Source organism: Halorhodospira sp. 9621 (genome assembly GCF_022228055.1).
In the GTDB taxonomy this organism is placed as follows: domain Bacteria; phylum Pseudomonadota; class Gammaproteobacteria; order Nitrococcales; family Halorhodospiraceae; genus Halorhodospira; species Halorhodospira halophila_A.
Genome location: NZ_JAJNRD010000003.1, coordinates 43,611 through 67,021, shown reverse-complemented (window position 1 = coordinate 67,021; position 23,411 = coordinate 43,611). Strand labels below are relative to the sequence as shown.

Sequence of the window (23,411 nt, the reverse complement as noted above, 5' to 3'; positions counted from 1 at the left end):
TCTCAAGGGTACCGCAAGTCATCCAGCCACGCGCGCAGCCCGAGCAGCGCAGCTGCCGCCGGATCGTCGATGCGCCAAACCGGCACCGGCTCGAGGTAGCTACGGAAGCGCCCTTTGGCCAGGAAGCGCTCGAGCAACGGCGAGTCGGCTAGCCGCGAGGCACTCAACCGCGGCAGGAGCCCGCCGGCGAGGAACACACCTGCGCGCGCACCCAGGGTGAGCGCGAGGTTGCCGGCGGTCCCGCCGAGCAGGGCGAGGAAACGGTCGATGGTCTCCCGAGCCGCCGGGTCGGCCTCGCCGTCGGCGGCAGTAATGGCCTCCGGGGCCGCCTCGACCCCGTGGAGCACCCGGTGCAGCCGGCTCAACCCGGGCCCACTGAGCACCGCCTCGGCGGAGACGTGGCCGAGTTCCCCGCGCAAGGCACCGAGCAACGTTGCCTCGGTCTCGTCGGCGGCGGCGAGGGTGACGTGGCCGCCCTCGCCGGCGATCACCCCCCAGCCCCGGACGGCCGGCACCAGCCCGGAGACGCCCAGGCCCGTGCCCGGCCCAAGCACCGCCATCGCCCCACCCGACGCCGGCGTACCGGATCGCAGCACAGTGCAGTGCGCCGCCGGATCCAGTTCGGGCAGAGCGCGGGCCAGCGCCTGGTAGTCGTTAACCAGCTCGGCACGAGCCGCCCCGGTACGGCACGCCAGCTCGCCGACCTCGAGCTGCCAGCCGAGGTTGGTCAGCCGAACCTCCCCCTGAGCCACGGGTCCGGCCACTGCCGCCGCCACCCACCAGTCTTCGTCGGCGTGCCCGGTGCGGTGGCGCTGCAGCGCCTCGCTGGGGCCGGCGAGATCGCGATTGCGGTACTGCGTGACCGGCCCCGGGGGTTCGCCCGGAACCGCCTCCGCCACGCGGGTATGCGTACCGCCGATGTCGGCCAGCAGGTAACGGGTCACAGCGCCTCCGAACTCCTTGCGCGGTGAGCATCGTGCAGGGCCTGGATGAACTCCGTCCGCCAGCGGTGGATATCCTGCCGGCGCAGGGCCTCGATCATCTGCTGCCAGCGCTCGCGTCGCTCACCCAGCGGCATGGTCAGCGCCTGGTGCATAGCATCGACCATCTGGTCCACATCGTAGGGATTGACCAGCACCGCGCCATCCAACTCCTGCGCCGCGCCCGCATAGCGCGAGAGCACAAGGGCACCCGGATCACCGGGATCCTGAGCGGCGACGAACTCCTTCGCCACCAGGTTCATGCCGTCGCGCATCGGGGTGATCAGCCCGACATCGCTGCGCGCCAGAAAGCCAAGGATGTTCGAGCGGTGGAAGCCGCGGTTGAGGTAGCGCAGCGGCACCCAGTCGTACTCCGCGAAACGACCATTGATGTGGCCGGCCAGGTACTCCAGGTGCTGGCGGATCTCCTCGTACTCGGGCACATCCCCGCGTGAGACGGGGGCGATCTGCAGGAAGACCACATCCCCGCGCTGCTCGCTGTGCTGCTCGAGCAGGGCCTCGTAGGCCTCGAACCGGTTGCGCAGGCCCTTGCTGTAGTCGAGCCGGTCGACCCCGATCATCAGCCGCCGATCGCGCAGACTCTGCTGCAGCCGCCGCCCCTGCTGGGAGTTGTAACCCCGCTGGGCCTCGCGGGCTACCTGATCGACATCGATGCTGATGGGGAAGACCTCGGCCCGGGGGCGCGGGAGCTGCGGGCGGTAATGCGCCAGGCAGTCGAAGAAGTTGTCCCGGTCGATGGCTGTCTGGAACCCCACCAGGTCGTAGCGGCACAGGGACTCAAGCAGACGCTCGTGGCCCGGTAGAGCGCGGTAGACATCCCAGGGCGGGAAGGGGGTGTGCAGGAAGAAGCCGATGGGCGCCTCGACGCCCTGTTCGCGCAGCAACTGCCCGAGCGGGATGAAGTGGTAGTCATGGACCCAGATAACCTCGTCGCCCTCAAGCAGCGGCGGTAGGTGCTCGGCGAACAGCCGGTTCACCTCCCAGTAGCCCTCGACGCGCTCCCGGCGGCAGTGCACGAAGGACATGCGGTAGTGGAACAGCGGCCACAGCACCTGGTTGGCGTACCCCAGGTAGTACCGGTTGTATTCACTGCGACTCAGACGCAGGGTGGCGTAACGCACCCCGTTGGCGGTCTGCACGCGCGGCTGGCGCAACCCGTCGATGCGCTCGTCGACGCCGCCGTCCCAGCCGAACCAGATCCCGCCAGACTCCTCCAGCGCCGAGCGCAGGCCGACAGCGAGCCCACCCTGGGCCGCCTGCAGCTGGCTGGGCAGGGCCACACGGTTGGAAACGGTCACCAGTCGACTCACAGCGGTTCCTCCCAAGTACGACTCAGGCGCATGGCCGAGTTAATGAGTCCGACCATGCTGTAGGTCTGCGGGAAGTTGCCCCAGAGTTCTCCAGTGTACGGGTCGATATCCTCCGAGAGCAGACCGACGTGATTGCGGCACTCGAGCAGGCGCTCGAACAGCGCGCGGGCCTCCGCGTCACGCCCGACCGCGGCCAGGGCATCGATATACCAGAAGGTGCAGGTGGTGAAGGCCGTGTGCGGCTTGCCGAAGTCGTCCTCGTGGACGTAGCGGAACAGGAAGTCGCCGTGGCGCAGCTCCTGCTCCACGGCGCGCACGGTTCCGGCCAGACGCGGGTCGCCCGCGCGCAGGAAACCCCATTCGTAGAGCAGCATCAGACTGGCGTCGAGATCCTGGCCGCCGAAGCTGGCCATGTAGCTGTTGCGCTGCTCGTTCCAGGCCTCGGTGCGGATGGTGGCTGCCATCTCGTCGGCGCGGCGGCGCCAGTAGTCGGCCCGCTCCATCAGCCCCAGTTTAGCGGCGATAGCGCGCAGGTTGCGGGCAGCCGCCCAGCAGATTGCCGCCGAGAAAGTGTGCACCTTCTCAAAACCGCGGAACTCCCAGGGGCCGGCATCCGGCTCGCGGTAGACGGCCACGGCCTGCTCGCCGAGCTGCTCGAGGCGACGGAACAGCGCTTCATCGCCGCGGCGGCGCAGGCGCTCATCGAAGAACAGGTGCGCCGTGGCCAGGATCACCGAGCCGTAGACGTCGTTCTGCTGCTGCTCGTAGGCCTGGTTGCCGATGCGGACCGGGCCCATCTCCCGGTATCCGGGCAACCCGTAGGCGATGGTCTCGAAGAGATCATCGCGGCCGTTGATGCGATACACCGGGCGCAGGGAGCGACCCTCGATACCGGCGGTGGTGTTGATGATGAAGCGCACGTAGTGCTCCATCGTCTTGGTCGCCCCCAGCCGGTTGAGGGCGTTGATCACGAAGTACGCGTCACGCAGCCAGCAGTACCGGTAGTCCCAGTTGCGACCGGTATCCGGCGCCTCGGGGACCGAGGTGGTCACCGCGGCGATCACCGCACCGGTGTCCTCGTAGGTGTTGAGCTTAAGCGTGATCGCGGCGCGGATCACCGCCTCCTGCCACTCGAAGGGGATGGCCAGGTTGCGCACCCACTCCTGCCAATAGATGCAGGTGTGCTCATAGAACTGGTAGCCCGTCTCATGGGGCGACTGGGGCAGCGTCTCGTCGGGACCGAACACGAGCGTCAGGTCGTCCTCGAGGATGAACGGGGTCTCATCCTGGATCGCGGTCAGCGAGGCGTCGGTGGTCAGGCGCAGGACTTGGCCCGGGCCGACGTAGCGCACGTGATTGCTGCCCTGGGTGACGCTGGGCAACGCCCGACCATGATCGAACACCGGCCGCACCACCAGCCGAATCAGGGGCGAACCGGCCACCCGGCGCACCTGGCGGATCAACTCCACCGGGCGGAAGGTTCGTCCGAACTGCTCGAAGCGCGGGGCGAAGTCGGTCACCTCCACCACCCCGCCCTGATGATCGTAGAGCCGCGTCACCACGATGGCGGTGTTCCGCTCGTACCACTGCTCGGTGCGCGCCAACCCCTCGAGTTCGATGGCGAACCGCCCCGCCCCGGCGCCGGCGGCCGGATCGCCGAGCAGGGAGCAGAACACCGGATCGCCGTCGAAGCGGGGCATACAGGCCCAGGTGATCTCGGCCTGGCGGTTGACCAGCGCGGCAAAGGCGCAGTTGCCAATCAGGGCTTGCTCCAGCGTGCTCACGGGACCTCCTCGTCACTCGGATCCACACCTTTCGGAGGATACCCTACTCGCCCCGGGCCGGGTTCGCCTCCCGGGCCACCGCCTCGCCACGCTCGTTGACGCTCAGCACGCACAGCCCCTGGGGCGGGACATCGAGGGCATTGTTGAACTTGGTGGTCATGTTGTGGAAGGCCACCAGCCCGGTGAGTTCGATCAGGGCCTCATCATCCAGATGGCGCTTCACCGCCCCGACCACGTCGGCGCTGACCGGGGTGTCGCTGCGCGTGACCGCCTCGACGTAGCCGAGCACCACCCGCTCCCGGCTGGTGAAACCCTCCCCCTCGGCCCAATCGGCGACCGCACGGATCTTCTCCCAGGGCACACCCTGTCGTTGGAGGCTGTGGGCGCTCTGATCAACCGTGAAAGGGCATTCGTTGAGCTGCCCCACGCGCAGCCCCACCAACCCGCGCAGACCGGGCTCGAGGTCGGCGCGCCGGCGCTCGAACGCCGCCCCGAGGAGCATCAGCGGCGCCAGCAACCGGGGCCGGCGCGCCCACAGGCGGATCGGTTCGGACACCGAGCCGGCGCGCCGCCGCTGCCACCAGAACCAAGGGCGCAGGTACCAGGGGTAAGCGCTCAGGGGCATGGGATCTACGTACATGGGTGTCCTCTTTCCGGGGATTGCGGGTGCTGCCGGAGGCTATCGGCGCCGCCACTCGCAGCGTCCGGCACAGGCGCCGCGCCGAGCCAGCGCAGGTGGCTACCACAGCCGGCCACGCAGTCGCTAGCGCCGAAGCCCGACACCACCACGATACCGCCATTGCGGCGGTTGCGCCGACACTCCGGCTCGGCGTGCCGGGTGACCGACACCACGATGACGCGCCGGTCGCCGGTCAGGTAGTCCAGGTGCCAGCGCCGCGGTTTGTCCCGGCGCAGGTGCCGGGCGATCCGGGCATCCATGTTGCGCCGCGCGCTGCCCGTGTAGACCCACCAGCCGGCGGGGAATCCCACCATCCCGAGCCGGCCCACTCTGACCCGCATCGCCTCGGTAAGGAACAGCGTCAGGCAGTAGGTGGTGGCGTCCTGCTGCACCCCGGCTCCCACGGCTAGCGACTCAGCCGGACCTCGCGGATCAGCGCATCGAGCTGCTCCAGCTCGAAAGGCTTGACGATATAGTCGTTGAACCCCTCGTCCAGGGCTCGGCGACGGACCTCGTCGCTGGCATCGGCGCTGACCGCCACCAGCGGTGTCTCGTGCAGCGCCGGATCGGCGCGCAGCTGCCGGGCCAAGGCAAAGCCGTCGGTATCCGGCAGGTGCATGTCGAGCAGGATCAGATCCGGCCGCTTGCGCTTGGCCATCTCCAGCCCGGTGCCTCCGTCGTAGGCCTCGAGCAGCTCCACGCCCCGGCGCTTGGCCACCAAACCGCTGAGCAGCAGCATGTTGACCCGGTTGTCCTCCACCGCCAGCACACGCAGGGGCGGATCATCGGCGCGCTCATCCAGCAACTGCGGGTCGAGGCTCGGCGTGTGGTGCCGATCCCAGCCCTCACCGTCGATGCCGGGCAGGCTCAGCCGGAAGCGGGAGCCCTGATCCGGTGCGCTCTCGACCAAATGCAGATCACCGCCCATCAGGCGGCTGAGCCGCAGCGCCAGCGGTAGCCCGATCCCCACGCCCTCGATGCTTCCCGTCTCGCGCCCGAGCCGGTCGAAGGTCTCGAAGAGCCCCTCGCGGCGCTCCGGATCAATCCCCAGCCCCGTGTCGGCCACGTCGACCCACACCTGCCCGGCCTCGTCGCATCCGTAGCTGAGGACCACCGATCCGCCCTCACGGTTGTACTTGATGGCGTTGGTCAGCAGGTTCAGCACCACCTGCTTGAGCCGCAGCCGGTCCGCCCAGACACACACCCCGCTGGAGCGCCCGGAACCCTCCAGGCGCAGGCTGACGCCGTGGTCGGCGGCCTGATCACGCACGAGGCGCAGACCCTCCTGCAGCAGATCGGAGACGCGCACCGTCTCCGGCGTCAGTGACGCACGGCCGGCCTCGATCCGCGCCAGATCCAGGATGTCGCCGACCAGATCACGCAGGTGCCAGCCGGCACTGAGGATGTGGCGCAAGTATTCGCTGCGGGTGGCGGCATCGAGCTCATCGTCGGCATAGAGCAGCTGCGCGAAGCCGACGATGGCGTTGAGCGGGGTGCGCAGCTCGTGGCTCATCGCCGAGAGGAACTCCGACTTGGCCCGGTCCGTGCGCTCGGCCGCCACCCGCGCCTCGGCGTGCTCGGACTCGCGCGCCTTATAATCCTCGATATCGAGCAGGGCGCCGGCCACCGCGGTCATCCGGCCGGCGGCATCGCGCACCGGCGTCCCGGTCGCGCGCAGCCAGCGCTGCTCCCCGCCGGCAACCCGGGCTTGGAACTCGACATCGTAGGCGGTGCCGTCATCGATGCACCGGCGATAGGCCTCCTGCAACCGCTCGCGATGCTCGAGGGCATAGTGGTCCAGCCCCTCGCGGGCCGGCCGCGGGGCGTCGTCGGTCAAGCCGAAGAGGGCCCGGGCGCGCGGACACAGCTCGATGCACTCGGTCTGCAGGTCGATACGCCATACGCCCAAGCCCACCGACTCGGCGGCCAGGGTAAGTAAGTCGTCCGGGTCGGACTCGGCATTCAATCTGGGCAAACGTCCACCCTCAGCAGTGCAGGAACCAGCGGCCCACGGCCCTGCGGGGACCGATTCCCCACGGGATCACTGTAGCCCCGGAGCAGCGGTTGGCCCAACCCCGACCGCGCCCACAGGGAAGTGACTCCACCAACGAAAGACCGTACTCTGGATCATACATTGGTTCAGGCGCGGCCGCGCCGCCGCCGACACAGAGGAGGGCTCCGCGTTGCGAGTCAACGAACCGGTCACGCAGCGCCGTGTTGCCGTCTGGGATGGCGCCAACATCCTGTCGACCACCGACTCCCGCGGACGGATCCGCTACATCAACGAGGACTTTGTCCGCATCAGCGGCTACCAACCGGACGAACTCATCGGGCAACCCCACAACGTGATCCGTCACCCGGACATGCCGCGGGTGGTGTTCGAGCACATGTGGCAGCGCCTGCAGTCCGGGCAACCGTGGATGGGGGTGATCAAGAACCGCTGCAAGAACGGCGATCACTACTGGGTTCACGCCTACGCCACGCCCATCCGAGACGATACGGGCAACATCACCGAGATCCAGTCGGTGCGTCAGCAGATCGGCGACGAGGCGGTGATCGAGCGGGCCGAACGCGCTTACCGGCGCCTGCGCGCCGCGGAGCCGGACAAGGGCCCCCTGCCCGCCGGGCTGATCGAACGGCGGCGCCCGGGCGGTGGCGTCTGGCTGGCCGGCGGTGCGCTGGCCGCACTGCTCGGCGTCGCCCTCGGCGCCCTGCTGCCGGTCGGCACCGGGGGCCAGCTGTCGCTCGGCACCGCCGGCATCGCCGCCCTCGGCGCCGCCGGCCTGCAGGTGCTGAGTCAGCTCCGTGGCGCCCGCGAGCAGGCCCGAGCGCTGCTCGATGACCCGCTCAGCGAGGCGATCTACCTCGGCCGCCGCGACGATCGAGCGTCGATCCATCTGGCGCTGCTGCACCTCGCCTCCGAGACCCAGGCCATCGCCAAGCGCCTGGGGGACGACGCCCGCCGCCTCTCCGCAGAGGCCGCCGAGGCCCGCCAGTCGATGCACGCGGTGCGCGACGAGGCGCAGCAGCAGAGCGACGAAACCCGCAGCGTAGCCACCGCCATGGAACAGATGAGCGCGACGGTCCAGGAGGTGGCCCAGAACGCTTCGGCCACCGCCGATGCCACCGAGCGCGCCGGGAAACAGACCGAGCGGGGCCGGCAGACCGTGGAACAGAGCACCGCCGCGGTGCGCTCCCTGGTCCGCGACATCGAGAACGCCGCGGCCACCATCGAACGGGTCAACGGCGAGGCGGAGCGCATCGGCAAGGCGGCCACCCTCATCGGCAAGATCACCAAGCAGACCCACCTGCTCGCCCTGAATGCGTCGGTGGAATCCGCCCGCGCCGGCGAGGCGGGGCGCAGCTTTACCGTCGTCGCCGAGGAGGTGCGCAAGCTCGCCGGGCAGACGGCGGAATCGACCCGCGAGATCGATGGCATCATCGAGTCGCTGCAGAGCGGCTCGGCCGAGGCCGTCGAGGCCATGCGTGAGAGCCGCAGTCGCGCCGAGCAGACCCTGGCGCACGCCGACGAGTCCAGCAGCTCGCTGCAGGAGATCCAGGCGGCCGTCGACGAGATCCGCGACATGGCCGGCCAGATCGCCACCGCCACCGAACAGCAGGGGGCCACCTCGCAGGAGATCGCGCGCAGCGTCTCGAGCATCGAGGGGGTGGCCGAGCGGGTCACCGGCGAATCGCTGCGAACCGACGAACGGCTGCAGGCGGTCACCGAGCGCATCGCCGGCATCGAGGCTCTGACCGGCCGGTTCGTGCGTCGCCGCTGAACCGGCCCACGGGGCCGCGCAGGCACCGCGCCGCCGAACCGCCAACCGCACGCCGCATGCGTGCGCGCGAGTGCTCGTTCAGGTAGTGTATAACCCCTGCGCGACACCCTGATCCGTGCCGGGCGCAGCACCACCAACCCCTGGATCGCGATGCCTCACAGCCCGCAACGTGCCAACGTGCCGGGTACCCCACCGAGCGGGGACGCCGGCCACCGTCGAGGGAGCCCCTGCGACCCCGCGGAGCAGGCCATCGAGGACCTGCTCGTGCAGGTGCGGCAGTGGCGGTTCGAGAGCCCGGGCCTGGTGCGAGCCAGCGTGCCCGTACCGGAGGTCGACCCGCTCGCTTGGCTGGAGGCCAACCCGCTGGCGCCGCGCTGCTACTGGCAGGACCGCTCCGGTCAGATCCGCCTGGCCGGCATCGGCGCCGCTTGGCGGTACACGGCCGACACCCCGGACGACCACCCCGCGCTGCTGCGCCACGCCCAGAGCCTGGCGCGCCACCCCGGGGTCCACCTGCTCTGCGCCTTCTCCTTCGATGGCCGCTCTGGTGCCGGCGAGTGGCAGGGTTTCCCGGCCAGCCTGGCCCTACTCCCCGCAGTGGAACTGCAAGGCAACCGCGCCGGGCAGCAGCTGAGTGTCAACCTGTACGCCGAAAGTGCTGCGGAACTCCGGCAACGCCGGAGCGAGCTGACCGGGCTCCTTGAGGATCTGCGCCCGGCAGCCGTGAGCGAACACCGGCCGGCACGGGTCACCGACCGCACGGAGGACCTGGATTTCGCCGAGTGCAGCAGCCGCATCGAGGCGATCCTCCGAGACATCCGGGTCGGCCACGTGCACAAGGCGGTGCTGGCCCGGCAGGTAGCCCTCCGGCTCGACCGCCCGCTGGCCGCCTTCACCACGCTGCGCCGCTGGTCGGCGATCACCGACGGCAGCTACTGCTTCGCCATCGAGCACGCCGGACGGATCTTCATGGGCTGCTCGCCGGAGCGGCTGTTCTACCGCAGCGGGCGTTCGGTCCAGACCGAATCCCTGGCCGGCACTGTGCGCCGCGGTGAGACCGCGGCGGAGGACGCCGCCCTGGAGGCGTCCTTGCGGGAGGACTCTAAGCTGGTCCGCGAACACGCCTGGGTCACCCGCTACATCCGCGGGGAACTCGAGCCTTGGGCGATCCGCATCGACGCCCCCGAGCAGGCCGGAGTGCTCAAACTCGACCGCATCCAGCACCGCCGGCTGCCCATCGAGGCGACCCTGCGCCCGGGGGTCGGCGACCACCAACTGCTCGATGCCCTCCACCCGACACCGGCGGTCTGCGGCTTCCCGCGCCGCCGGGCCCAGGACCTGATCAGCCGCCAGGAGGGTTTCCGCCGCGGCTGGTACAGCGGGGTCATCGGCCTGCTTTCCGGCGATGCCTCGGAGCTGGCCGTGGCTATCCGCTCGGCGCTGGTCGCCGGCGACCGGGCCTGGTGCTACTCCGGCGTCGGCATCGTCCAGGGCTCCGAGCCCGAGGCCGAGTGGCAGGAGCTGGAGGCCAAGATCGAGTCCTTCCTCTCCGCCGTGCAGGGCTAGTCCGGGGGACAGCGTGCGCACCGAGGACCTCAACGCCACCTGGGCCGGCAGCCTTATCGACCGTCTGCACGGCCACGGCGTGGTGGACTTCTGCATCGCCCCCGGCAGCCGCAGTGCCCCTCTGGCACTGGCCGCCGCCCGACGAACCGAGGCCGCCTGCGGGCTGCGCGTGCACACCCACTTCGACGAACGCGGCCTGGCCTTCTACGCATTGGGGCTGATTCGCGCCAGCCAGCGCCCGGTAGCGGTGATCACCACCTCGGGCACAGCAGTGCCGAACCTCCACCCCGCGGTCGCGGAGGCCCGGCAGAGCCGGCTACCCCTGGTGGTGATCAGCGCCGATCGACCGCCCGAACTACACGACTGCGGCGCCAACCAGGCCATGCCCCAGGAGGGCCTCTTCGCCCCGCTGGTACGGGCCACCCTGGCACTGCCGACACCCGAGACGGCGCTGTGCGGCCGCTGGCTGAACCGGCGTCTGGACGCCACCCTGACCGCCGCCACCGACCCCGGCGGCAGCGGGCCCATCCATATCAACATGCCGCTGCGCGAACCCCTCTACGGGGGCGCCGAACAACCCGCGGCGCCCCCGCCCCTGCCACCCGGCCACCAGGGGCAAGTAGCGGCGCCGCCGCTTAAGGAGGCGGACCCACCGCAGCTGTTCGTCGCCGGTGAGCTGCGCAGCGACGAGGCCGAAGCGGTGCTGGAGACCGCCGCCGCCGGCAACATCCCCGTCCTCGCCGACCCCGGCAGCCAGCTGCGCTTGCGCGCCCACCCGTGCGTGGTCGGCGGGGCGGAGCTATTGCTTGCCACGGCCGCCGGGCGCGAGGCCCTGGGCCACGCCCGCCAGGTCGTCCAGTTCGGTGGCCGGCTCACCGGCCGCCGGCTGCCCGCCTGGCTCGCCGACCACGCACCGCAGCGCTGGCTGGTCACCCGTGGCGATGAGGATCTCGACCCCGACTGGCACGCGACCACGGTTCAGGCGGATATCGCCGCCGCATGCCGCACCCTTCGCCCCGACGCGCCACAGCCGCCACTACCCGGCCTTGCCGAGGCCCGCGCCCGGGTGGCCGAGGCGTGCCGCACGGCGCTGGCCAACGCCCCGTTCGCGGAGCCGGCCGCCGCCGAGCGAATCAGCCAGGTGCTGCCACCAGGCATGGCGCTGTTCCCCGGCAACAGCCTACCGATCCGGGTCTTCGATCTCTTTGCCGCACCCGCCCACGGCAACCCCTGCGTCACGCAACGCGGCGTCAGCGGCATCGATGGGCTGATCGCCACCGCCGCCGGTTTCGCCCACCACCACCGGGACGGCGTCACGCTGGTGGTCGGCGACCTATCGGCCCTGCACGACCTCAACAGCCTGGCCCTGCTCGGCGAGGCCCGACATACCTGCGTGGTGGTGGTGCTCAACAACGATGGCGGCGGCATCTTCGATCTGCTGCCGGCCCGCGAAGAGACCGGCGAGGCCCATCGCCGCCTGTTCCGCATGCCCCACGGCTACGGGTTCGCCCGTGCGGCCGAGCAGTTCCGGCTGCCCTACTGGCACTGCGGCGACGGCGACAGCCTCCAGGCGGCTCACCGCGAGGCGCGATCCAGGCCCGGCGGCAGCGTCATCGAAGTGGTGTGCCCGCCCGGCGCCGGCAGCGGGCAGATAGCGGCCCTGTTCCGCGCCCTCGAGGCGTTGTGACCGATGGCGGATGCAGGACCCACCGCCCACACCCCCGATGTCGTCTGCCTGCACGGCTTCCTGGGCGATCCCGACGAGTGGCGGCCGGTGGCCGAGGCGCTGGCGCCGGGGTTGCGCTGCCGAACCCCGCCCCTGCCTGGACACGACGGCGCACCGCCGCCGGGGCAAACCTTTGATGCGCTGGCCGACGCCCTCTGGGCGCGCCTGGCCCCCGAACTGCCGCCGCGCTTCGCCCTGGTTGGCTACTCCCTCGGCGGTCGCCTGGCCCTCGCGCTTGCCGACCGGCATCCCCAGCGAATCAGCGCGCTGATCCTAGAGGGCGCCCACCCGGGGCTGCAGGATGCCTCGGCAAGGGCGCAGCGGCGTCGCCACGATGATGCCTGGGCCCGACGTCTGAGCACCGGCTCATGGCTGGAGAACCTGGACGCCTGGTACCGCCAACCGGTCTTCGCCGACCTGAGCGAGCCGCGTCGCCGGGCCCTGATACAGCGCCGGGCCGGACACGACCCCCAACACCTGGCCGCGACCCTGCGCGCCGCCAGCGTGGCCGGACAGCCGGATCTGCGCCCGGCGCTGCGCCGCCTCGCAGCCCCCTGCGCCTACATCGCCGGCGCGCGGGATCAGAAGTTCTCGGCCATCGCCGACGACCTGGCCACCCAGACCCCGGGGCTTACGGTTGTCAAAATCGATGGCGTCGGGCATAACTGCCACGCCGAGGCCCCCGAGGCGGTGGCCGCAGTCATCCAACGCATCTGCACCGGTGAGCACCCCTGATATGAGCGAAGAGCACCCGAACTCCATCGAAACGGCGCTGGACTGGACCGACTGCTCCAGCGGCTACACGGACGTCCTCTATCACAAGGCCGACGGGATCGCGAAGATCACCATCAACCGCCCCGAGGTGCGCAACGCCTTCCGGCCGCGCACCGTCCTTGAGATGCAGCAGGCCCTCGCCGATGCCCGCTTCGACCAGGAGATCGGCGTGGTCATCCTGACCGGCTACGGCGACCTGGCCTTCTGCTCGGGCGGTGATCAGCGGGTGCGCGGCGACTCCGGCTACCAGGACGAGCAGGGCACCCACCACCTGAACGTCCTCGACCTGCAGCGCGACATCCGCTCCTGTCCGAAGCCGGTGATCGCCATGGTGGCCGGCTACGCCATCGGCGGCGGCCACGTGCTGCACCTGATCTGCGACCTGACGGTGGCCGCCGACAACGCGCGCTTCGGCCAGACCGGACCGCGGGTGGGCTCCTTCGACGGCGGCTTCGGAGCCAGCTACATGGCCAGCGTCGTCGGCCAGAAGAAGGCCCGGGAGATCTGGTTCCTGTGCCGGCAGTACGACGCCGAGGAGGCGCGGGCCATGGACCTGGTCAACAAGGTGGTGCCGCTCAGCGAGCTCGAGCGCGAGACCGTGGCCTGGTGCCAGCGCATCCTCGAGCACTCGCCCATCGCCCTGCGCGCACTCAAGTCCGCATTCAACGCCGGCGTCGACGGGCAGGCCGGCATCCAGGAGCTGGCCGGCAACGCCACCATGCTCTTCTACATGACCGAAGAGGGGCAGGAGGGCCGTAACGCCTACCTGGAGAAACGCAAGCCGAACTTCCGGCGCTTCAAGCACAACCCCTAACCGTGTCCACGCAGCTGCGCTCGGTGGAGGTTCGCCGCTACCGGGTGGCGCTTCTGCCCGGCACGGCCCCGGTTGCGGAGCGCCACGGCGCCCTGCTGTTCTGGGAGAGCGAGGAAGGATGCCGGGCCATCTCGGAGATCGCCCCGTTGCCCGGGTTCAGCACCGAGGGCCTGGACGAATGCATCGACGCCTGCCGGCACTTCTTCGCCGCCGGTGCCGAAAGGGCCGCCGGCGAGCTGCAGCAGGCCACCTCCGGCACCGGCGTCCCCGAGGCGCTGCGGGCGCTCCCACCGGCCGCGCGCTTCGGCCTGGAGGCCGGCTGGCTGCAGTGGGTCCACCCTCCCGGAGAGACGCCGCAGGTGACCAGCTGCCGCCTGATCGGCCACGAGCAACGCCGCATCGACGCACCGGTCGGCCCCTGCGTTAAGGTGAAGGTGGGCCGGGCCAGCGTGGCGGAGGACGCACGCCGCTTGGCGTACATCCTTGACCGGCTGCCCGCTACCACGCAGCTGCGACTGGACGCCAACCGCAGCTGGACCCCCGAGGAGGCGGCACGCCTCTGCGCCGGGCTGCCCGCGGAGCGCGTGGCCTTCATCGAGGAGCCGCTGCGCCCGGGTGCCTCGTACGCCGGATGGTCGTCACGGACAGCCATCCCCTTCGCCTGGGATGAGACCCTCCGCGAGCATCCGGACGCCGACCTCACCACCGCCGGGCTCGGTGCAGTGGTCCTCAAGCCGATGCTGACCGGGTTGACCCGCACCCGCGCGTGGATCGACGCCGCCACCAGCGCCGGTGTGCAGGTGGTGCTCAGCGCTGCCTTCGAAAGCAACATCACCCTGGACCTCTACACCCGGTTGGCCGCGAGGTGGGGGCTGCAGGCCACTCCGGGACTGGATACCTTCGGCGCCTGGCCCGAGGCCCTGCTCGAGCCCCTGCGCAGCCAGCCCGGGCACACAACCAAGCCGGTACGCCGGCGTGAGCAGCTCACTGCGGAGGCCCCGCTGCTGTGACCATGCCCGCCCGGTTCCCGTGCCGACTGACGCGGGCCAGCCACCGCTGGCCGCAGCACCCGGCGCTCATCGAACCGGGGTTCTGCTACACCTTCGCAGCCCTCCACGAGGCGGTCAGCCGGCGCGCCCGGGCCCTGCAGGAGCAGGGCCTCGGCGCCGGGACATGGACCTCCCTTCGCATCACCACCGACACCGCCGGGGTCATCGACTGGCTGGCCGTGTTGCGGGCCGGCGGGCGTGTCCTGCCGGTCTCGGAGCGCATGCCGGAGGCCGCCCTGCAGGGGCTGCTGGCCGGGCACGGCATCTCCGGTCTGATCCCAGCCCCCGGCGCCGAACTCCGACACACCGGCGAAGGCCCGCCCGGCACACCCGCTGCGGATCTGCAGTGGCGCTTCAAGGCCGACGCCCCCTGCGCCGGGGTGGCCACCTCCGGCTCGACCGGGACGCCGCGCATCGCGGCACACAGTTACGCCAACTACGTCCGCAGCGCCCAGGGCGCCCTGGCATACCTGCCGCTGCGCAGCCCGGATCGCTACCTGCTCTCCCTACCCCTGTTCCATGTGGGCGGGCTGGGGATCATCTTCCGCTGCCTGGAGGCCGGGGTACCCATGGTCGTTGGTGGTCGCAGCGAGGACGCGGCCTTCCTGAGCACCCACCGCATCAGCCATGTCTCCATGGTGGAGACCCAGCTGCGCCGCCTGCTGCATGCGGCCGACACCCCCCTGCCCTTCCTGCGCTGCGTGCTGCTCGGCGGCGGGCCGGTAGCGGCCGATCTGCTGGAGCAGGCGCAGGCGCGGGGGGTTCCGTGCTACATGAGCTACGGCCTGACCGAGATGACCGCTCAGGTGGCCACTTGGCCTGCGCTGCGCGGTGGCGGACGGGTCCTGCCCTTCCGCGAGCTGCGCATCGACGAGGGTGAGATCCGCGTGCGCGGCGAGACGCTCTGCCCGGGGTACCTTGACGGCGGCAGCGTGGCGCCGCTGACCGACGGGGACGGCTGGTTCTCAACCGGCGACCTGGGGTACTGGCATGCGGGGCGCCTGGTGATCACGGGACGCCGCGACAACCAGTTCATCAGCGGCGGCGAAAACATCCAGCCTGAGACCATCGAGGCGGCTCTCCGCGAGCACCCGGTGGTCCGCGAGGCGGTGGTGGTCCCACGCAGCGATCGCGAGTTCGGCCAGCGCCCAGTGGCGTTCGTGCAGACGAACGGCGACGAGCTCCCCGTGAGCGCATTGCGCGAGTGGCTGCGAGCCCGACTGAGCCCGCACATGACCCCGGTTGCCTGGCACCCGCTGCCCGAGACGCGGGGACTCAAGATCCGCCGGGCCGAACTCATTGAGCGGGCCGAGCAGCTGCGCAACGAGACCGGCTGAGCGCCGGGCCCGCCGGCATCGTCGACGGGACAATAGGCGGGGAGGCGCGGATTGCCCTAGACTGGGGCCGGAGGCCCCCGGACGGGGGTCGCAGCCAGTGGAAGGAGATGCCCATGTCCCTCGGCTACTGGATGGTCCTCGTCGCCGCCATCCTGCCCATGGCCTTCGCCGGCGCCGCCAAGTTTGGTGGCGGGCAGTTCGACAACACCCGCCCCCGGGAGTGGCTCGACCGCCAGGAAGGGTGGCCAAAGCGCGCCCACTGGGCCCAGCAGAACGGCTACGAGGCCTTCCCGCCCTTTGCGGCGGCGGTCATCATCGCCCACCAAGTCGGCGCGGCGCAGGGCGTGATCGACACCTTGGCGGTGCTCTTCGTCCTGCTGCGAATTGCCTACGGGCTGTTCTACATCGGCGATTACGCGAGCCTGCGCAGCCTGGCCTGGATGGCCGCTTTGGCCTGCGTCATCGGCCTGTTCCTCGCCGCCGCGGCGGCCTGATCGGCCGCCCGACCCGTTTTCCACAGGACCCGGCGGCGGCACCGCTGCCGCCGGATCACGCATCGATGGAGAGAGCGACTCTCAAGGGAGGCAAGACCATGGCAGGACGAGTTCGCGGCAGCAGAAGAACCGCATCCCTGATCGCCTTCGCTACCGCGGCGCTGCTCGGCAGCGGGCTGGCAGCGGCTCAGGCCGATCGCGGCGCCGGCATGGGACAAGGTTTCGGGCCTGGAGGCCCGGGTGCCGGAGCGATGCAGCAACCCGGCATGGGAATGGGCATGGGCTCCGGCCTGGGCTACGGCCCGTGCTGGGACTGGATGCGCGGCGGTTTTGAGGGCGGCTTCGGTGATCCACGGACGCCCCTCTGGGAGCTGGAGCTTGAGGGCGACAAGCTCGCCGAGATGCGCAAGCTCCGCCGCGCCTACCGGGAGTTCGAGGCCCACGTAGGGGTCGAACTGGCCGAAATGCGCGACGATATGGCCGAGCTGATGGCGGTCGAGCAGCCGGACCCCGACGCCATCGAAGAGCTCCATGGCCGCATGTCCGAGCTGCAGGGCGAGCTGTTGGCCGAGCGCGTGCGCATGCGCAACGAGATGATCGGACTGCTCGACGCCGAGCAGCGCGAACGCTTCCGTGAGGAGTTCGGCCCGCGGCGCTGACCGCCACGAGGTCGCTGCAGGCCGCCCCGGATCGGGCACGCCCGATCCGGGGCGGGGCCGTGCGGGTCAGCCGATGCGCTCGTCGGCGCGATCGCTGAGCAGCACGGCGATCCAGCGGGTCTCGGGCTGCGCCTCAAGGGCCAGCTTGGCGATCATGGTCAGCGGGATCGACAGCAGCATCCCTACCGGCCCGAACACCCAGCCCCAGACCATCAACGAGATCAACACCACCAGTGGCGACAGCCCCAGAGTCCGCCCCATCAATCGCGGCTCGGTGATGGAACCGATGGCCACATTCACCGCCACGTAAAGGACGACGGTGAGCACCGCATCGAGCAGCCCTCCCCCGAGCAGGGCCACCACCACCGCAGGGGCGGCAGCAATGATCGACCCGACCGTGGGGATAAAGTTCAGCAATCCGGCGAGGATGCCCCAGAGGATCGGGAAATCCACCCCAATCAGCCAGAGCCCGGTGCCGATGATCACGCCGGTCAGCGTGCTGGTCGCGCTCTTGATGAAGATGTAGCGATCAACGGCGTGGAGGAACCGGCGAGTGCGCACCCGCGCCCGACGACTGGCCGGGAAGGCCACCGAGAGCTTGCCGGGCAGCGTGCTCTCCTCGAGCAGCAGGAACATGAAGGCGAGCAGCACCAGGAAGGTGGCCGCCGTAAACTGGCCGATGCCGCTGGCGATGGTCGCCGCCGCATCGGTCAGCGTACCCACTGCCGGCAGCGGCACCTCCTCGGGGAGGGCCTCCGGCGGCACACCCATGGCGACGACGTAATCGCGCACCTGACCGAAGACCACGGTGAGCTGCTCCTGATACTGCGGCGCTTGCGCAGCCATGGTCTCCACCGCGCCGCGCAGGGCGAGGAAGAGCAGGAAGAAGACCAGCCCCACCCCCAGGAAGAGGATCATCACCGCCACCGCTGCCGGCACGCCGCGGCGCTGCATCCAGTTCAGCGGGGTCGCCGAGGCGATGGCCAGGAACGCGGCCAGCAGCAGCGGATTGACGATGCCGGAGACCGCCTGGAGCCCGGCCAGGATGATCACGAGCGCAGCCCCGCCCACCAGCCAGTGCCAAGAGGAGGGTCCTTTCTGGTTGAGTACGGTCACGTCGGTTTCCCTAACGCTTGAGCGACTCCGGAAACGCCCGGGTGCAGCAGAGCCGCGACCGGGCGAACGGGGGATCAGGGTAACAGGGCGCGACGCGCCGCTCAGTCCCGCAGAGGATCGTCAGACCCCGGCAGCGGGCCATCCGCCGGGTGCCGGCTCAGGCGCACCGTGGCCGGTTCCCGGTCGTCCGTCGGCTCCCCGTAGACCAGGGCCATCTCCTCGTGCGTGACCACCGAGGCCACCGGTTCCAGCCCGCCACGGTGGGCCAGGATCGTGCGGTAGGCAAGCACCGCTTGCACGTATCGCCGGGTCTCGTAGTAGGGGATCGACTCGATCCAGACATCCAGAGGGCGTCCATCCCGCTCCAGCCACCCCGCGACACGGCTCGGACCGGCGTTGTAGGCCGCCAGTGCCTTCGGCCGGTTGCCTTCGAAGCGCTCCAATAGCCGCTGCATGTACTCGGCACCGAGGCGCACATTGAGTTCCGGATCGTTCAGCGCCCGGGCATCCGGCAGGGGCTCACCGTTGGAACGGGCCATCTGGCGGGCAGTACCCGGCAGCAGCTGCATCAGCCCGCGGGCCCCCGCCGGCGAGACGGCATCCCGATGGAAACCCGACTCGCGCCGGGCGACCGCCATGAGCAGGCAGGATTCGATGCCGGTCTCCGCGGCCGCCCGCCGGAAGGCATCCCGGTAGGCATGGGGGAAACGCCACTGCAACGCCTCGTGGGCCCCGGCGCGGTTGGCGGCGACCACCGCCAGCTCGTGCCACCCCTGCCGGTAGGCGTGGGCAGCTAGGGCGCGTTGTTCCGCCGCCTCACGGCCTTGCAGCAGGTGGCGCCACTCGTCCCGGGCCAGACGCAGTTCACCGACACCGTGGAGCAGGCGGACCCGCAGGAGGGCGGGATCCGGAGCAGGCGGATCCGGTTCCGGGCGGACCTCGCGCAGCGCATAGGGCCGCCCGACCCGTTCGGCCGCCATGAACCCCCAGAACGAGCGCTCCCCCGCCGCCTCCCGCCAGTGCTCACCTGCCAGCGCCGGGTCTCCCAGCTCGGCCCGCGCCCGACCCAGCCAGTACTGCCAGCGCGCACTGCGTGCGGAGGCCTCGGGCAGACGGGTGTACCAGTAGACCAGGTCGGTCCACTGCTCCTCGATCACCGCCCGGCGCATGCGCTGCTCGAGCAAATCGGTATCGTCCTGCTCGGCCAGCCACCGGTCGACCCAACCGCGGTTCTCAGGGATGCCCCGGATGATCGAGTACCAGGCAACCCGCTCAAACACCTCCCGCCGCTCGCCCGCGGGCAGCTCGGCAAGCCCGTCGCCACTCTGCTCCAGATAACTGCGCGCGGCCGCGGTGTCCACGCGGGCCAGCCGGTAGAGCCCGTCGGCAGTAAGCTGTCGACGCAGCCGCGGCGGCAGACCCTCATCGAGCTCGATGATCCGCGCCGGATTTCGGTCGAGCCGCTGGAGCCACTCGGCGGCGACCAGCCAGCGCTCCCCACCGAGCAGCCCCTCGAGATAGCGCATCAGACCCGCCTGCTCGTTGCGAAAGGCCAGACGCATACGCTCCCAGACAGCCCGGTCGTCGATGACGCCAGCCCCGCGGGCTGCCTCGAATAGCCCGTCGCATGCTGACGGCCGCGAGACCCCGGCGTGCCAGGTGCGCCGGGCAAAGGCGAGGGCCTCTCCCCGGCGCGTTTCCAGATGGGCCTGCCACCAGTGACAGCGCAGAGCCAGGCGGGAGGGTGGCTCGTCGGTCACCCGGCGCACCGCCGCGTCGTCCCCCGCCTCGGCGTAGCGACGCAAGGCGACGCGCTTGAGGACATCGGCCAGCGGGGTACCGGCATAGCGCTGGCGGTAGGCCACCACACGCTGCGGATCGACCTCGGGGAGCGCACTGCGCAGACGGTGGAAGTCGAGGTAGGCGGCCATCGGGTGGGCATCGCCGAGACAGGGCTCAAGCTCGGCCACGCGGGACCAGTCATCGGCGCGCGCCGCCTCCAGGGCCTCGTGGAAGCGCTCGCCGTAGTCGGCGTCCGGGCAGCCCCGCTCCGGCCCGGCGGTCCCCGCAGAAAGGCCGAGCATCAGGAACAGTGCCGCCAGGACGAAGCCGCGATAACCGCCGGAAGGGACCATGCTCTGCCGACTCCGGCGCAGGTGCGCGTGGTTGCCAGGCTCCCGTGAACGCTAGCGCCGCCGCGCGACCGGGTCAACTGCACAGACCGCCGCACGCGGCAAGCGCCGCCACGGCCGTGGTAGCCTTGGCCCGGAACGGAAGACCAGCAAGGGGGATGAGCGTGGGGACAGTCGGCACCATCCTGCAGGGCATCGGTATCGTGGTCGGCGGCCTATTCATACTCGCGGGCCTGGTTCTCGCCATCGGGCCGTTCATGATCCCCACGCAGCCGGCGGACGGGGTCAAGGACGGCCGCGAACTCGGCGGTGACGACAGCCGCTTTGTCTCGATCTCGTTCCCCGGTTACCCCGACGGGCTGCAGCTGCACTACGTCGCCGCTGGCGAAGAGCACGCCGATACCGGGCGGCCGGCCTGGCTTCTCCTGCACGGCTTCTCGTTCAGTACCGTGACCTGGGAACCGCTTCTGCCGAAACTGGGACGCGACCGCTACACCGTGGCCTACGACCAGATCCCCTACGGGCTGAGCGACAAGCCCGACTATCCCGGCGAGGGACCCAACCCCTTCACCCTGGAGGCCGACGTCGACCACCTGTTCAGCCTCATGGATGAACTCGGCCAGGAGGAGGCGGTGTTGGTGGGCAACTCCGCCGGCGGGGTGATCGCTCTGGAGGCGGCACGCCAGGCGCCCGAGCGGGTCGCCGGTCTGGTGCTGATCAACCCAATGGCCGCCCTAGAGCGACCCACGCTACCCCAGTGGCTGGCGCAACTGCCGCAGGCCAAGCGCCTGAGCCTGCTGGGAGGGCGCTGGTTCGGGAAAAGCACCGAACTGCTCGAGCGCTCTTATTACGACGAGGACGCCATCACCCCGGAGCGCGAGGCCCGCATGACCATGCACACCGCCATGGCCGGCTGGGACCGGGCCTGGGGGCAGCTGATGCACCGCTCGCTGACCGACGCCCTGCAAGTGCGCGGCCCCCTGGCAGGCATCGAGACCCCGACGCAGGTCATCATCAGCGTCGAGGACGAAGTCATCCCTGCCGCGGATTCCCACCGCGTGGCTGACGCCCTGCCCAACGCCGAGCGGGTGGAACTGCAGGCGTGCGGCCACCTCCCGCAGGAGGAGTGCCCGGCAAAGGTGGCGGAGGCCATTGAGCGCTGGCGCGAACGGCAGGGTCTCTAGCCCGCAGAGTCCGCACCCAGGAGGAGCAGTATGAGCGCGGAACATCCGCAAGTGGTGGTGATCGGCGCCGGCCTGGCCGGCCTGGCCGCAGCCCGCGATCTGGCCCTGGGTGGTGCCCACGTCCGGTTGCTGGAAGCCTCCAGGGAGGTGGGCGGGCGGGTTCGCACCGACCGCCTGCGCCTCGATGGCGGCTTGGCCGACGATCAGGAGCCGGCCTTCCAGCTGGATCGCGGTTTCCAGGTCTTGTTGACCGCCTACCCGGAGCTGCGCACCCGCGCTGACCTGGGCGCCCTACGCCTGCGCCGCTTCGCCCCCGGGGCCCTGATCCGGACCGAGGGCGGCCTGCACCGCCTCAGCGATCCATTCCGCGCCCCGCAGGCGCTGTTGAAGACCCTGCGGGCGCCGGTGGGCAGCCTGGGCGACAAGGTGCGCATCGCCCGGCTGCGGGCGCGTCTGCGCCGCGGCGATCCCGAGAGCCCCCTGTACGGACCGCAACGCAGCAGTGCCGAGTCGCTCACCGCCGAGGGCTTCTCCGGGCCGATGATCGAGCGTTTCCTGCGGCCGCTGTTCGGCGGCGTGCTGCTCGACCCGCAGCTCCAGACCTCGGCCCGGCTGCTCAACTTCGTCTTTCGCATGTTCGCCGAGGGCGATGCGGCGATCCCCGCCGCTGGCGTGGGCGACCTACCCCGGCAGCTGGCAGACCAGCTGCCCGCGGAGCGGGTGACACTGCGGCTGGGCACCGCCGCCGAGGCCATCGAGGATGGGCCAAGCGTGCGGCTTGCGGACGGTGAACGGCTCAGCCCCGATGCGGTCGTTGTAGCCACCGACGGCCCGGCTTTCACCCGACTGACCGGGCAGCCCACCGCCGCCGGCCGACCGGTAACCTGTCTGCAGTTCGCCGTCCCTGAGCCACCGGTCACCGACCCACTGATCCTGCTTAACGGCGAGGGCGAGGGGCCCGTCCTGCACCTGGCGGTGCCTAGCGTGGTCGCGCCGGAGTATGCCCCAGCCGGCTGGCACCTAGTCAGCGCGACGGTGCTCGGGGACGCGCAGGATCTGGACGACCCCACCCTGCAGTGCGAGGCCGTATCGCAGCTGCGTGACTGGTTCGGGCCGGTGGTCGATCATTGGCGGCCTCTGCGCCTAGAGCGCATCCCGTACGGACAACCGGTCCAGGCACCGCCTGCTCTGACCGAGCCCTATCAGGGCGCGCGGCTCGGCGGGGGCCTCTATGCCTGCGGCGACCACCGGGCCCACGGATCGCAGCACGGCGCACTGCGCTCCGGCGCCCGCGCAGCGGACGCGGTTCTTTCGGATTGCCGCGGGGGCGATTGGCGTTAAGCGATGGGGAAGGTGGCCCGCCCGGCAGGATTCGAACCTGCGACCTTCGGCTCCGGAGGCCGACGCTCTATCCGGCTGAGCTACGGGCGGTAAGGGGGTAGCGTACCGAATTTCGGGCGCTACGCCAAGGGCTCCGAACCACGCGTGCGGGGCAGCAAGGTCGCAAAATTGCACGGCCGGGTGCGGGCATCGAGCTGATCGGCGAGCACTCGATCCCACGCGGTGCAGCACCCGCCGGTGGACCCCGGCAGGGCAAAGATGAGCGTAGCGTTGGCCACACCCGCCACGGCCCGCGACTGCAGGGTGGCGTTGCCGATTTCCTCGAAGGAGCGCTGCCGGAAAAGCTCGCCGAAGCCCGGGATCTCGCGATCAAAAAGCGGCCTGATCGCCTCCGGCGTCACGTCGCGGGCAGTGAGCCCAGTCCCACCGTTGATGAGCACCCCGTCCACCCGATCATCCGCAACCCAGGCCGAGACCTCGGCGCGGATCCGATAGCGATCATCCGGGACGATGGTCCGACCGGCCAGGGCGTGGCCGGCTGACTCAAGCCGCTCCGCCAGCGCGGCCCCGGAGGTATCCTCCGCCAACCCCCGGCTGTCGGAAACGGTGAGCACCGACAGGGCCAGGGGCTTAAACACCTCGCCGGCGTGTCCTGCCACCTCG

General features: G+C 70.5%; 20 protein-coding genes and 1 tRNA gene. 11 read left to right on the top strand and 10 right to left on the bottom strand.

Annotated elements, in window-relative coordinates; all coding sequences use genetic code 11:
* Positions 1–2 precede the first annotated feature (2 nt).
* Genes LRF89_RS02690 through LRF89_RS02665 form a run of 6 tightly spaced genes read right to left on the bottom strand, consistent with a single transcriptional unit; the run spans position 3 to position 6,749 of the window.
* Positions 3–944, bottom strand: coding sequence for a glucokinase (locus LRF89_RS02690; RefSeq protein ID WP_238636563.1), 942 nt, complete (start codon positions 942–944; stop codon positions 3–5).
* Positions 941–2,311, bottom strand: a complete 1,371-nt coding sequence (locus LRF89_RS02685) for an alpha,alpha-trehalose-phosphate synthase (UDP-forming) (RefSeq protein WP_201170034.1) — start codon at positions 2,309–2,311, stop codon at positions 941–943. The genes LRF89_RS02690 and LRF89_RS02685 overlap by 4 nt, the downstream gene beginning before the upstream one ends.
* On the bottom strand, positions 2,308–4,095 hold the full coding sequence (locus LRF89_RS02680) for a glycoside hydrolase family 15 protein (protein ID WP_201170036.1): 1,788 nt from the start codon (positions 4,093–4,095) through the stop codon (positions 2,308–2,310). The genes LRF89_RS02685 and LRF89_RS02680 overlap by 4 nt, the downstream gene beginning before the upstream one ends.
* 43 nt (positions 4,096–4,138) lie before the next feature.
* On the bottom strand, positions 4,139–4,735 hold the full coding sequence (locus tag LRF89_RS02675) for a carboxymuconolactone decarboxylase family protein (RefSeq protein ID WP_201170038.1): 597 nt from the start codon (positions 4,733–4,735) through the stop codon (positions 4,139–4,141).
* Positions 4,726–5,166: a DUF123 domain-containing protein gene (locus LRF89_RS02670; protein WP_201170310.1), complete on the bottom strand. Its 441-nt coding sequence runs from the start codon at positions 5,164–5,166 to the stop codon at positions 4,726–4,728. Before LRF89_RS02670 ends, LRF89_RS02675 begins: the two co-directional genes overlap by 10 nt.
* 14 nt (positions 5,167–5,180) lie before the next feature.
* Positions 5,181–6,749 (bottom strand): PAS domain-containing hybrid sensor histidine kinase/response regulator, encoded by a 1,569-nt coding sequence (locus LRF89_RS02665; protein WP_201241419.1) that lies wholly within the window; start codon positions 6,747–6,749, stop codon positions 5,181–5,183.
* A 208-nt stretch (positions 6,750–6,957) separates the two neighbouring features.
* On the opposite strand from LRF89_RS02665, the gene LRF89_RS02660 reads away from it, so the two are divergent.
* The 9 genes from LRF89_RS02660 to LRF89_RS02620 all read left to right on the top strand — a co-directional run bounded on the left by LRF89_RS02660 (position 6,958) and on the right by LRF89_RS02620 (position 16,975).
* Positions 6,958–8,556, top strand: a complete 1,599-nt coding sequence (locus LRF89_RS02660; protein ID WP_201170042.1) for a methyl-accepting chemotaxis protein — start codon at positions 6,958–6,960, stop codon at positions 8,554–8,556.
* A gap of 177 nt (positions 8,557–8,733) precedes the next feature.
* The gene (locus tag LRF89_RS02655) at positions 8,734–10,122 is read left to right on the top strand and encodes an isochorismate synthase (protein WP_238633622.1); all 1,389 of its coding nucleotides are present in this window, start codon (positions 8,734–8,736) and stop codon (positions 10,120–10,122) included.
* Between the two features lie 13 nt (positions 10,123–10,135).
* A complete protein-coding gene (gene menD / locus LRF89_RS02650) occupies positions 10,136–11,809 on the top strand; it encodes a 2-succinyl-5-enolpyruvyl-6-hydroxy-3-cyclohexene-1-carboxylic-acid synthase (protein ID WP_201170047.1) in 1,674 nt (557 codons plus the stop codon).
* Between the two features lie 3 nt (positions 11,810–11,812).
* Positions 11,813–12,583, top strand: a complete 771-nt coding sequence (gene menH, locus LRF89_RS02645) for a 2-succinyl-6-hydroxy-2,4-cyclohexadiene-1-carboxylate synthase (protein ID WP_238636562.1) — start codon at positions 11,813–11,815, stop codon at positions 12,581–12,583.
* A gap of 1 nt (position 12,584) precedes the next feature.
* Positions 12,585–13,436 (top strand): 1,4-dihydroxy-2-naphthoyl-CoA synthase, encoded by an 852-nt coding sequence (gene menB / locus LRF89_RS02640; RefSeq protein ID WP_238634672.1) that lies wholly within the window; start codon positions 12,585–12,587, stop codon positions 13,434–13,436.
* Positions 13,437–13,438: 2 nt separating this feature from the next.
* Positions 13,439–14,446 carry an o-succinylbenzoate synthase gene (menC, locus tag LRF89_RS02635; RefSeq protein WP_238636561.1) on the top strand — a complete coding sequence of 336 codons (1,008 nt, stop codon included), beginning with the start codon at positions 13,439–13,441 and terminating at the stop codon, positions 14,444–14,446.
* A gap of 2 nt (positions 14,447–14,448) precedes the next feature.
* Positions 14,449–15,822 (top strand): AMP-binding protein, encoded by a 1,374-nt coding sequence (locus LRF89_RS02630; protein WP_238634786.1) that lies wholly within the window; start codon positions 14,449–14,451, stop codon positions 15,820–15,822.
* Positions 15,823–15,935: 113 nt separating this feature from the next.
* Positions 15,936–16,316: an MAPEG family protein gene (locus tag LRF89_RS02625; RefSeq protein WP_201170063.1), complete on the top strand. Its 381-nt coding sequence runs from the start codon at positions 15,936–15,938 to the stop codon at positions 16,314–16,316.
* A gap of 98 nt (positions 16,317–16,414) precedes the next feature.
* Positions 16,415–16,975 carry a Spy/CpxP family protein refolding chaperone gene (locus LRF89_RS02620; protein WP_238633626.1) on the top strand — a complete coding sequence of 187 codons (561 nt, stop codon included), beginning with the start codon at positions 16,415–16,417 and terminating at the stop codon, positions 16,973–16,975.
* A gap of 66 nt (positions 16,976–17,041) precedes the next feature.
* Here the strand turns inward: LRF89_RS02620 and LRF89_RS02615 are convergent, their stop codons facing one another.
* Together LRF89_RS02615 and LRF89_RS02610 are read right to left on the bottom strand one after the other, a co-directional pair.
* Positions 17,042–18,091 (bottom strand): AI-2E family transporter, encoded by a 1,050-nt coding sequence (locus LRF89_RS02615; RefSeq protein ID WP_201241411.1) that lies wholly within the window; start codon positions 18,089–18,091, stop codon positions 17,042–17,044.
* 101 nt (positions 18,092–18,192) lie between these two features.
* Positions 18,193–20,226 carry a transglycosylase SLT domain-containing protein gene (locus tag LRF89_RS02610; protein ID WP_201241410.1) on the bottom strand — a complete coding sequence of 678 codons (2,034 nt, stop codon included), beginning with the start codon at positions 20,224–20,226 and terminating at the stop codon, positions 18,193–18,195.
* A 155-nt stretch (positions 20,227–20,381) separates the two neighbouring features.
* Between LRF89_RS02610 and LRF89_RS02605 the strand changes: the two genes are divergently transcribed.
* Positions 20,382–21,407, top strand: a complete 1,026-nt coding sequence (locus tag LRF89_RS02605; RefSeq protein WP_201170072.1) for an alpha/beta fold hydrolase — start codon at positions 20,382–20,384, stop codon at positions 21,405–21,407.
* A 30-nt stretch (positions 21,408–21,437) separates the two neighbouring features.
* On the top strand, positions 21,438–22,748 hold the full coding sequence (locus LRF89_RS02600) for an NAD(P)/FAD-dependent oxidoreductase (RefSeq protein WP_238633628.1): 1,311 nt from the start codon (positions 21,438–21,440) through the stop codon (positions 22,746–22,748).
* A 13-nt stretch (positions 22,749–22,761) separates the two neighbouring features.
* On the opposite strand, the gene LRF89_RS02595 is transcribed toward LRF89_RS02600, so the two are convergent.
* Together LRF89_RS02595 and moaB are read right to left on the bottom strand one after the other, a co-directional pair.
* Positions 22,762–22,838, bottom strand: a tRNA-Arg gene (locus tag LRF89_RS02595).
* 29 nt (positions 22,839–22,867) lie between these two features.
* Positions 22,868–23,407, bottom strand: coding sequence for a molybdenum cofactor biosynthesis protein B (moaB, locus tag LRF89_RS02590; protein ID WP_201241408.1), 540 nt, complete (start codon positions 23,405–23,407; stop codon positions 22,868–22,870).
* Positions 23,408–23,411 lie beyond the last annotated feature (4 nt).

What these genes read in the sequence shown, in the direction of transcription:
- LRF89_RS02675 (WP_201170038.1), bottom strand. Translation starts at nt 4,735, where the DNA reads ATGTACGTAGATCCCATGCCCCTGAGCGCTTACCCCTGGTACCTGCGC.
- menH (WP_238636562.1), top strand. Translation starts at nt 11,813, where the DNA reads ATGGCGGATGCAGGACCCACCGCCCACACCCCCGATGTCGTCTGCCTG.
- menB (WP_238634672.1), top strand. Translation starts at nt 12,585, where the DNA reads ATGAGCGAAGAGCACCCGAACTCCATCGAAACGGCGCTGGACTGGACC.
- LRF89_RS02630 (WP_238634786.1), top strand. Translation starts at nt 14,449, where the DNA reads ATGCCCGCCCGGTTCCCGTGCCGACTGACGCGGGCCAGCCACCGCTGG.
- LRF89_RS02625 (WP_201170063.1), top strand. Translation starts at nt 15,936, where the DNA reads ATGTCCCTCGGCTACTGGATGGTCCTCGTCGCCGCCATCCTGCCCATG.
- LRF89_RS02620 (WP_238633626.1), top strand. Translation starts at nt 16,415, where the DNA reads ATGGCAGGACGAGTTCGCGGCAGCAGAAGAACCGCATCCCTGATCGCC.
- LRF89_RS02610 (WP_201241410.1), bottom strand. Translation starts at nt 20,226, where the DNA reads ATGGTCCCTTCCGGCGGTTATCGCGGCTTCGTCCTGGCGGCACTGTTC.
- LRF89_RS02605 (WP_201170072.1), top strand. Translation starts at nt 20,382, where the DNA reads ATGAGCGTGGGGACAGTCGGCACCATCCTGCAGGGCATCGGTATCGTG.
- LRF89_RS02600 (WP_238633628.1), top strand. Translation starts at nt 21,438, where the DNA reads ATGAGCGCGGAACATCCGCAAGTGGTGGTGATCGGCGCCGGCCTGGCC.